The organism is Microbacterium sp. UBA3394 (assembly GCF_002358725.1).
In the GTDB taxonomy this organism is placed as follows: domain Bacteria; phylum Actinomycetota; class Actinomycetes; order Actinomycetales; family Microbacteriaceae; genus Microbacterium; species Microbacterium luteum.
Genome location: NZ_DEPK01000203.1, coordinates 1 through 7640, shown reverse-complemented (window position 1 = coordinate 7640; position 7640 = coordinate 1). Strand labels below are relative to the sequence as shown.

Here is a 7640-nt window from a genome sequence, read left to right as displayed (position 1 = left end):
GAAGGCGCGATGGGCTTCTTCTGAACCACCCTCGCCACCCCCGGGTGTGCCCTGACTCAGGCTGAGCGGGCGGTGCGGGCCGCCTCCAGCCCCGTCCAGCCCCTCCGGCCCTGAGTCAGGGCACACCCCACCCCCAACACCCGGCCACCCCCGGTCGTTGAGCGAGCCGGAGGCGAGACGAAACGCACGAGAGGACGCTCCGATGGATGACACGACGTACAGTCGGGTCGCGGTGACGGATGAGGCCGCCGGGTTGCTGCGCGAGCTCACGACCACCCACGGCCCGCTCATGTTCCACCAGTCGGGTGGATGCTGCGACGGCAGCGCACCCATGTGCTACCCCGTCGGGATGTTCCTGACCGGCCCGTCGGACGTGCATCTCGGCTCGCTCGACGTCGGCCTGGACGACCCCATCGAGGTCTACATCTCGGAGGCGCAGTTCGAGTACTGGAAGTACACGCACATCACGATCGACGTGGTGCCCGGGCGCGGTGCCGGCTTCAGCGTGGAGGGCCCGACGGGCAAGCGGTTCATCATCCGGTCGCGGATGCTCGACGACGCCGAGCTCACCCACTTCGGATTGGGGCCGGCGGCCGCCGTGTGACCCTCTGTTCGGTCGGCAGCCGACCGAATGACCACCTTTTTCTGTCGGAGTGTTGACGGAAAAATTCGGCGCTGAGACGGTTGCTCTCATGTCGACGGCGACCGGTGTCCACGCCCTGGTGCGACGCACCCACGAGGAGCGGGTTCTCAGCGCGCTCCGCACCCACGGTGCACTCAGTCGAAACGAGCTCGCGTGGCGCACGGGGCTGTCCCGTACGACGCTGTCGGAGATCGGTTCCGAACTCCTGCGTCGCGGCGCGATCGTCGTCGCCGACACCGACGCGGCGACGCGGTCCGGCAGCGGGCGACCGGCGGAGCGCCTCGCCCTGGACCCGGCATCCGGTCAATTCCTCGGCGTCGACTTCGGCCACCGCCGGGTCCACGCGGCAGCCGCCGATGCGTCGCACGAGGTGATCGCGCAGGCCGTCGACCGGTACCCCGAGGACACGCCCTGGGAGGAGCGGATCGAACGCGCCTTCGCCCTCATCCAGCGCATGAGCGACGAGACCGGGGTGCACTTCGGCGCGCTGCAGGGCATCGGCATCGGTGTGCCCGGGCCATACACGAACACCAACGGCGAGGTCCCGGCTGTCAGCTGGAAGAAGCTGCCGGCACCCGTCGGAGTCGACGTCGCCTTCTCGACGAGGTTCGGGGCTCCCGTCATCGTCGACAACAACACGCGCCTGGCCGCCCTCGCCGAGGCGATCGCCGGCCCCGACGCCGTGGACAACCTCGTGTATCTGCGCCTTTCTGACGGCGTCGGCGGTGGGCTGGTCGTCGCGGGGCGGCTGGTCACCGGATCACGCGGCTTCGCGGGCGAGATCGGCCACATCACCGCCGACCCGCAGGGCATCCCGTGCCGGTGCGGCAAGCGGGGATGCCTCGAGACGGTCGCGTCCGCGTCCGCCATCCTGCGTGCGTGCCGCGACGCGGGAGCCGACGTCGACAGCATCGAGGCGCTGGGCCGCGCCGTCGCCAAGGGCGACCCCGTCGTCGACCGCGTGCTGCGCCGGGTGGGCACGACCATCGGGCACGTGCTCGGCGGTGTCGCGATGACCCTCAATCCGCGGGAGGTGGTCATCGGTGGCGAGATCGTCCACGCCGCCCCCGTGATCATCGAGCAGGCGGCGGCCACCCTGCGCTACGAGGTGTACTCGATCCCCACCGACCAGCCTCACACCGTGCGACCCGGGCAGCTTCGCGACACCGATGGAGCGCTCGGTGCGATCGCCGCGATCTTCCACCAGTCCCCGCTTCTCGCCGGCTATCCCGAGCCGTCGGGCCACTCATCCCCTGTGTCACAGCAAAGGAGCGCACCGTGACCCTTTCTCCCCGACCAGACCGAGGCCCCCGATGGAGGCGATGAAGATGACCGATGCGCAGGAGCAGGCCGCCGACCGCGCCGTCGCCTCCGGCGGCAACGCCACCACCGCGCTCGCGGTGCCCACCGGAGCGGGCCGCCCGCAGCGTCGGCGCCTCGGCAAGCGGACGAAGCTGATCATCCTCAACGCGATCTCGATCGTCGGCGGGATCGGCATCTGGTGGGTGCTGGCCCTCTCGGGATTCCAGCTGCCCACCCCGCCCGAGGTCGTCGAGCGCGCCGCGCAGCTGTGGAGCGCGGGCATCCTGCAGGAGGACATCCTCGCGAGCCTCGGCCGCGTGCTCAGCGGGTTCCTGCTCGGATCGGCGGTGGCGATCCCCGTCGGCTTCCTCATGGGCTGGTACACGGTCGCCCGCGGACTGTTCGAGCCGTGGATCCAGTTCTTCCGCACGATCCCGCCGCTCGCGCTGCTGCCCCTCGTGCTGGTGCTGCTCGGCATCGGCGAGATCCCCAAGATCGTGGTGATCTTCCTCGCCGCGTATCTCGCGTGCGTGATCTCCACCTACCAGGGCGTCGTGAGCGTCGACCGCACGCTCATCAACGCCGCCCGCGTGCTGGGTGCCAAGGACGGCACGATCTTCGCCCGCGTCGTCGTGCCCGCCTCGACCCCGTTCATCCTCGTCGGGATGCGCGTCGGACTCGGATCCGCCTGGGCGACGCTGGTCGCGGCCGAACTGCTCGCAGCGCAGGCCGGTCTCGGCCGCCGCATGCAGGAGGCGCAGATCTACTACGACCTGGCGACGATCTTCGTCGGCATCGTCGTGATCGGAATCCTCGGCCTGGTGATGGACCGTCTCCTCCTGTTCGCCGAGACGAAGCTGACCGGATGGCAGGAGCGACGATGAGCACGGCAACCACGACCGCCAAGATCTCCGTGCGAGAGGTCAGCAAGACCTTCCCGCTCAAGGGCGAGGACTTCGTCGCCCTCGACCGGGTCAGCCTCGACATCGCCGACAACGAGTTCGTCACGGTCGTCGGACCGTCCGGATGCGGCAAGTCGACTCTCATGAACATCCTCGCCGGGCTCGAGGAGCCGAGCGGCGGTGAGGCCCTGGTCGACGGGCGCTCGGTGTCGGGACCCGGCCCCGAACGCGGGGTCATCTTCCAGCAGTACGCGCTCTTCCCCTGGCTGAGCGTGCGCAAGAACGTCGAGTTCGGCCTGAAGGTCGCCGGCGTTCCCAAGCGGGAGCGCCGCGAGCGAGCGGAGCACTTCATCGAGATGGTCGGCCTGCAGCAGTTCGCGGACGCGCTGCCGAAGATGCTCTCCGGCGGCATGAAGCAGCGCTGCGCCATCGCCCGCGCCTATGCGGTGAACCCGTCGATCCTGCTGATGGATGAGCCGTTCGGCGCGCTCGACGCGCTCACCCGGGTGCGCCTTCAGGAGCAGCTCCTCGACACGTGGAGCAAGGAGAAGCGAACGGTCATGTTCATCACGCACGACGTCGACGAGGCCGTCTTCCTCGCCAACCGCGTCATCGTCATGGCGGCTCGACCCGGACGCCTCTTCGACGTCGTCGACGTCGACCTTCCCTATCCGCGAACCGAAGAGGCGCGCCTGAGCCCGGAGTTCGCTGAGCTGCGCAACCGCGTGTGGCACGCCGTCTACCACCAGACCCCCGGTGAGTCCGGGACCTCGTCGACCGCGACCCGGTCGGCCTGACGATCAAGGAGATCACAGCAATGAGAAAGCACACGACACTCGCGGGCACCGTCGCCCTCGGGGTGACCGCTGCTCTGGCACTGGGCGGATGCGCCTCGGGTTCTACGAGCGCCGGCTCCGAGCAGGCGGGGGCCGAAGAAGAGGTCATCAGCGTCAACTTCGGCTACATCCCCGACTTCAACGGCACCAGCCTGCTGGCCATCGCCGACGATCAGGGCTACTGGGAGGATCACGGACTCGAGGTCGAGACGCCGTCGTTCACCAACGGCCCTCTGCAGATCCAGGCACTCGGCACCGGCGACCTGGACTTCGGCTACATCGGTCCGGGCGCGTTCTGGCTGCCGGCCAGCGGCGAGGCGAAGATCATCGCGATGAACACCCTGGGCCAGTCCGACCGCGTGGTCGCCCAGCCCGGCATCGACAGCATCGAGGAGCTCGCCGGCAAGACCGTCGCGGTGCCGGAGGGGACCTCGGGCGACATGATCCTCACGCTCGCGCTCGCCGAGGCGGGCATGACCAAGGACGATGTGGAGCTCGTGCCGATGGAGCCGTCGGCGATCGTCGCGGCGCTGTCGTCGGGTCAGGTGGATGCGGCGGGCCTGTGGTACCCCGCACTCGCGACCGTGAAGGAGCAGGTGCCCGATCTCGTCGAGCTCGCCGAGAACTCCGACTTCGAAGACACCGTGGCCTTCCCGACGGCGTTCGTCGCGGGCAACGACGTGCTCGAGAACGAGCCGGAGAAGGTGGAGCGGGTGCTGCAGGCGCTGCGCGACGCGATGGTCTTCCGCTACGAGAACCCCGAAGAGGCCATTGCGCTGACCGCGGCCTACAACGCGCTCGCCGAAGAGGACGTCGCGGCGGACGCATCCAACAACAAGGTGCTCTCGCTCGAGGAACTCGACTCGCTCACCCTCGACGGCACGGTCGACTCGTGGCTGAACGGCATGGTCGACTACTTCGTGGAGTCGGGCAAGCTCAGCGAACCGGTCGAGCCGGCGGAGTTCTACACGGGCGAGATGTTCGTCGAGGCGGGCGAGTAAGACGAACATGGCGCCGAGAAACATCCTCTTCCTGATGACCGACCAGCATCGGGCCGACACCCTCGGCTCGTACGGCAACGCCCTCGCGGCGACGCCGGTGCTCGATGAGCTCGCCGCGACCGGCACGCGATTCGACAGCTGGTACACCCCCACCGCCATCTGCACCCCCGCGCGGGCGAGCCTGCTCACCGGGCAGGCGCCGTTCCGTCACCGCGTGCTCGCCAACCACGAGCGCAACGTGGGATACCTCGAGGACATCACCCCGGGAACCTTCACGTTCGTGGAGGCGCTGCGCGAGAAGAGGTACAACACCGGTCTCGTGGGCAAGTGGCACGCCGGGACGGAGAAGAACGCCGCGGACTTCGGGTTCGACGGTCCGGATCTTCCCGGGTGGCACAATCCGGTCGACAACGAGGACTATCTCGGCTTCCTGCGTGAGCGGAACCTTCCGCCCTACGCGATCAGCGACCGCATCCGCGGCACGCTGCCCAACGGTGGGCCGGGCAACCTGCTGGCTGCCCGGCTCCACCAGCCGGTGGAGGCGACGTTCGAGTACTACCTCGCGACGCGCACGATCGAGCTGCTCGAACGCTACGCGGCCGACGTCGATCGCGACGGCACGCCGTTCTTCCTCGAGCTGAGCTTCTTCGGCCCGCACCTGCCCTACATCGTGCCCGACGAGTTCTTCGACATGTTCGATCCCGCCGACGTCGAGCTGCCCAAGTCCGTGATCGAGACGTTCGAGGGAAAGCCGCCCGTGCAGCGCAACTACAGCGCCCACTGGACCTTCGACACCATGCCGATCGAGGTCACCCGCAAGCTGATCGCGGTCTACTGGGGGTACGTCGCCCTCATCGATCAGCAGATCGGGCGGGTGATGGATGCGCTGCGCCGGCTCGGGCTCGTCGACGACACAGCCGTGTTCTTCACGTGCGACCACGGCGAGTTCACGGGTGCGCACCGCCTGCACGACAAGGGTCCGGCGATGTACGAGGACATCTACCGCACGCCGGGGATCGTGCGCGTGCCGGGCGCCCCCGCGGGACAGGTGCGCGGGGAGTTCGTGTCGCTCGTCGACGCGACGGCGACGATCCTCGACATCGCCGGCATCGATCCGTCGCCCGCGGTGGACTCGCGCAGTCTGCTCCCGCTGGTGCGCGGCGAGAGCCCGGTGTGGCCCGAGGAGATCGTGTGCGAGTTCCACGGACACCACTTCCCCTATCCGCAGCGCATGTTGCGCGAGCGCCGCTACAAGCTCGTCGTGAACCCCGACTCGGTCAATGAGCTCTACGACCTGCAGGTCGACCCCGACGAGTTGATCAACGTGTACGCGCATCCGGAGATGGCGGAGGTGCGCGGGCGCATGATGCGGCGGCTCTACGTCGCGCTGCGCGAGCGAGGCGACAACTTCTACCACTGGATGACGACGATGTACGACGTGGGCGACGTCGACTACGACCCCACGCAGTCAGGGTTGGACGAGACGACCTACCGGTCCGGCGAACGCGTCGGCTGACGGGACGCTACCGTGTGGGCATGGCGGGCACACGGGAACCGGTCGGACTTCCGACGGCGGAGCGGCTGAAGGCGTTCACCGACGCGGTCGTGGCCATCGCCATGACCCTGCTCATCCTGCCGCTCATGGAGAGTGTCAGCGACGCCGGCGCGGGTTCCGGGTCGGTCGAGACGTGGCTGCGCGAGGAGTGGTCGGCGCTGGTCACCTTCGTCCTGAGCTTCGTGCTGATCGCGAACTTCTGGATCACTCACCACCGGCTGTTCAAGCGCGTGGACAGCGTCGACTCGTCGCTGCTCTGGCTGTCGGTCGCGTGGATGTTCACGATCGTCTGGCTGCCGGTGGCGACGGCGATAACGACGGCCTTCGACAACGATCCGCTGCAGGAGACCATCTACATCGGGTCTCTCGCGGTGACCTCCATCGTGCTGAACCTGACGCGCGTGTATCTGGCGCGGCATCCGATGCTGCATTCGGAGTCGAAGGAAGACCTGCGCCGCGGGCTGGTGACGGGATGGGTGATCACGGCGCTCTTCCTCGTGTCGCTCGCGGTCGCGCTCGTGGTGCCGGTGATCGGATACTCCGCCCTGTTCCTGCTCTTCCTCACCCAGCCGATCAGTGCGTTCCTTGTCCGCCGCATCAGCGACGCCTGAGTGATCGGTCTGAGTATGCGCGACGATTTGGTCAGCGCCATGGCCGCCTGCCTACCGTGGCAGGCAGGCGACAGAAGGGAGTGGTGTGTTCCTCACCACTGACGACGAAAATCTCGGCGAGAACGTGACGGAGGCCCTCCAGGAGGGCTGGCGCACGTGGACCGGGTTCAGCATGGCCCTGGCGATCGCCGTGGGCATCGCGATCGGTGTCGCCATCGTCGTGGCGGTCATCCTCTCGCTCGTCGGCAGACGGTTGCCGTGGGCGCAAGACCTGCATGCCCGGATGGCCTGGCCGTTCCGCACCACCGTGCTCATCATCTCCGTCTTCGTGGCGACCATCGCCCTGCCCGGCGACGACCTCAGGACCGGCGTGCAGCACGCGCTAGGGATTGCGCTCATCGCCTCCGCCGCCTGGCTGCTGGCGCAGGTGTTCCTGTTCTTCGTCGACAGCGGAACCCGGCGCTACAAGCTCACCGAGAGCGACAGCTTCTCGGCGCGGAAGGCTCGCACGCAGCTGCAGATCATCCGCCGGCTCGTCGTGGCGGTGATCGTGATCTTCGCGCTCGGTGCGATCCTCATGACCTTCGACCAGGTGCGGGCGGTGGGAGCCAGCGTGCTGGCGTCGGCCGGCGTCGCCTCGATCGTCGCCGGTCTTGCCGCCCAGTCGATCCTCGGGAACCTGTTCGCGGGGGTGCAGCTCGCCTTCAGTGAGGCGATCCGCGTGGGCGACGTCGTCGTCGTGCAGGGCGAGTGGGGCAAGATCCGTGAGATCACCCTCAGCTACGTCGTG

At 68.2% G+C, this 7640-nt stretch carries 8 protein-coding genes; all 8 read left to right on the top strand.

The features are described from left to right. Nucleotides 1-202 precede the first annotated feature (202 nt). A complete protein-coding gene (locus B4E30_RS12805; RefSeq protein WP_286795489.1) occupies nucleotides 203-604 on the top strand; it encodes a DUF779 domain-containing protein in 402 nt (133 codons plus the stop codon). Nucleotides 605-692: 88 nt separating this feature from the next. After that, on the top strand, nucleotides 693-1925 hold the full coding sequence (locus tag B4E30_RS12800) for an ROK family transcriptional regulator (RefSeq protein WP_286795488.1): 1233 nt from the start codon (nucleotides 693-695) through the stop codon (nucleotides 1923-1925). Between the two features lie 40 nt (nucleotides 1926-1965). Continuing rightward, nucleotides 1966-2829 carry an ABC transporter permease gene (locus B4E30_RS12795; protein WP_286795487.1) on the top strand — a complete coding sequence of 288 codons (864 nt, stop codon included), beginning with the start codon at nucleotides 1966-1968 and terminating at the stop codon, nucleotides 2827-2829. Continuing rightward, nucleotides 2826-3644: an ABC transporter ATP-binding protein gene (locus tag B4E30_RS12790; RefSeq protein ID WP_143003678.1), complete on the top strand. Its 819-nt coding sequence runs from the start codon at nucleotides 2826-2828 to the stop codon at nucleotides 3642-3644. The genes B4E30_RS12795 and B4E30_RS12790 overlap by 4 nt, the downstream gene beginning before the upstream one ends. Before the next feature lie 20 nt (nucleotides 3645-3664). Further along, the gene (locus tag B4E30_RS12785) at nucleotides 3665-4684 is read left to right on the top strand and encodes an aliphatic sulfonate ABC transporter substrate-binding protein (RefSeq protein WP_286795486.1); all 1020 of its coding nucleotides are present in this window, start codon (nucleotides 3665-3667) and stop codon (nucleotides 4682-4684) included. A 7-nt stretch (nucleotides 4685-4691) separates the two neighbouring features. Further along, the gene (locus tag B4E30_RS12780; protein ID WP_286795485.1) at nucleotides 4692-6200 is read left to right on the top strand and encodes a sulfatase-like hydrolase/transferase; all 1509 of its coding nucleotides are present in this window, start codon (nucleotides 4692-4694) and stop codon (nucleotides 6198-6200) included. Between the two features lie 20 nt (nucleotides 6201-6220). After that, complete coding sequence (locus tag B4E30_RS12775; RefSeq protein ID WP_286795484.1) at nucleotides 6221-6850, top strand: TMEM175 family protein; 630 nt, start codon at nucleotides 6221-6223, stop codon at nucleotides 6848-6850. Nucleotides 6851-6935: 85 nt separating this feature from the next. Continuing rightward, nucleotides 6936-7640, top strand: a 705-nt coding sequence (locus tag B4E30_RS12770; protein ID WP_286795483.1) for a mechanosensitive ion channel family protein, incomplete at its 3' end; no start/stop codon positions are given.